2 protein-coding genes and 1 pseudogene are annotated in these 1,525 nt (G+C 58.9%); 1 reads left to right on the top strand and 2 read right to left on the bottom strand.

Features of this window, described 5'->3' with window-relative positions; all coding sequences use genetic code 11:
* The first annotated feature begins 151 nt into the window (after positions 1-151).
* Positions 152-418, top strand: a complete 267-nt coding sequence (locus tag WS62_RS32520) for a kelch repeat-containing protein (protein ID WP_197422762.1) — start codon at positions 152-154, stop codon at positions 416-418.
* 263 nt (positions 419-681) lie between these two features.
* Here the strand turns inward: WS62_RS32520 and WS62_RS04475 are convergent, their stop codons facing one another.
* Positions 682-1,014, bottom strand: a complete 333-nt coding sequence (locus tag WS62_RS04475; RefSeq protein ID WP_082720690.1) for an integrase core domain-containing protein — start codon at positions 1,012-1,014, stop codon at positions 682-684.
* 85 nt (positions 1,015-1,099) lie between these two features.
* Positions 1,100-1,388 (bottom strand): annotated as a pseudogene (locus tag WS62_RS32515) (H-NS histone family protein).
* Positions 1,389-1,525 lie beyond the last annotated feature (137 nt).

Genomic DNA, 1,525 nt, shown 5'->3' with positions numbered 1-1,525 from the left:
TGAGTGACCACAATTCGTCGTCTACAAGTTCTTTAGGCATCGCTTCCTGTCAGGCAAAACAAGACAGGAAGTTAACACCAAGTCGGAAAAGTTAACAGACCCGAAACTTAATTTCGCAACAGCTTCTAACACGTGGTCGACCGTTGCCAGCATGAATCAGGCGCGCAGCGCCCATACCGCGACGCTACTGACCAATGGCAAGGTGCTGGTTGCCGGCGGACGTGGCGCGTCACTATCGTCAGCCGAAGTGTACGATCCCGCCAATAACGCATGGACGGACATCGCCAGTTTGAATCAGGGACGCGCTGTTTATGCTGCGACGCTGCTGCCCGATGGCCGAGTGCTGGTCGAGGGGGGGCACGGCAGTGCTGGCGGCCTCCTAGGCTCCCTGTCGTCAGCCGAAGTGTACATCCCTTGACACGACGGAATGCGCCATGGGGCAGCCTTGATGACGGTACCGATTGTACGCAGGCGTTCGGGCGCCATGCGGTGTGCTGAGCATCCTTGGGCTGCTAGATCCGCAGCGTGATGCCCGCATCTGGGTAATGTGAGGGACAACGGGATGCCGCCATGGTGGAGATCACTGGACCACGGAAGGTCATGTCGCAAAAAAAGTCGAGAGAGGTGGCCTAACTCGTTCGGACAGTATTTCGAGACTTTTAAGTGAAGCGTCCGAGGCAATCATGCTGCTGATTTGAACGCAGGCAGTGTCGCGAAATATGTCTCATCCGGCGTCTGATCCGCCAGGCTCGAATGGAGCCATTTCCGGTTGTACAAGTTGACGTACTCGCCGATGGAGCACCGGGTATGGCTGACCGACTCGTACGCTTTCAGGTAGACATCTTCGTACTTGATGCTGCACCACACCCGTTCGATGAACACGTTGTCGCGCCAGCTTCCCTTGCCGTCCATCGACAGCCGGATGCCTCGGCCCAGCACGGCTTCCGTGAACGCGTTCGCAGTGCACTGCCCTGGTCGGTGTTCACGATGTCGGGCCGCCCGTAGCGCGCGCATCCTCGAGCGCCTCGAGGGCGTGCACCGCTTCCAGCGTGGTCGCCACCCGATGCGAGCGATTCGTATCGCCCTGGTGCTCAGCGGCTCACTGCGTAGGTCGATCGATGAGGAAATCGTCGCGCGATAGCGCCGACCATCCATTTCGGCACTCGCCCTCGGCCGCTCCAGGTATCCCCCGTCATAGGGTTCCGATATTTCGGGGGAAGCGGGCCCCGCCGCTTGTCGGGTGAGCGCAGTCTCGTCCTGGTCGGGGAAATCTGCTCCGGCCGGATTCCATATCTCAAGACAGCCTCACGGATATTCGACAGGATCGCGGAGACTTCACGCTGCTTAGCTGCTTCGGCTTCCTTATCGAGTGCTTCGAGTTGAGTCATCAGTTCTTCATAGTCGGCCCTGAACAATTCGTTTTGTCGCGCAGATGAAGCTACGCCGCCGACGGCGCAGCGGCTCGGAAGCTGAGCAAAGCGACGAGAATCAGGGCGTAAAAAAGCCGCAGGTTGCGCAGGATCAT

This window comes from Burkholderia sp. ABCPW 14, assembly GCF_001523835.1.
In the GTDB taxonomy this organism is placed as follows: Bacteria; Pseudomonadota; Gammaproteobacteria; order Burkholderiales; family Burkholderiaceae; genus Burkholderia; species Burkholderia mayonis.
This window is presented reverse-complemented; position numbering and strand designations above follow the sequence as displayed.

Excerpts from the sequence above, each read along its gene's own strand:
- WS62_RS04475 (WP_082720690.1), bottom strand. The coding sequence starts at position 1,014 with ATGCGCGCGCTACGGGCGGCCCGACATCGTGAACACCGACCAGGGCAG.
- WS62_RS32520 (WP_197422762.1), top strand. The coding sequence starts at position 152 with ATGAATCAGGCGCGCAGCGCCCATACCGCGACGCTACTGACCAATGGC.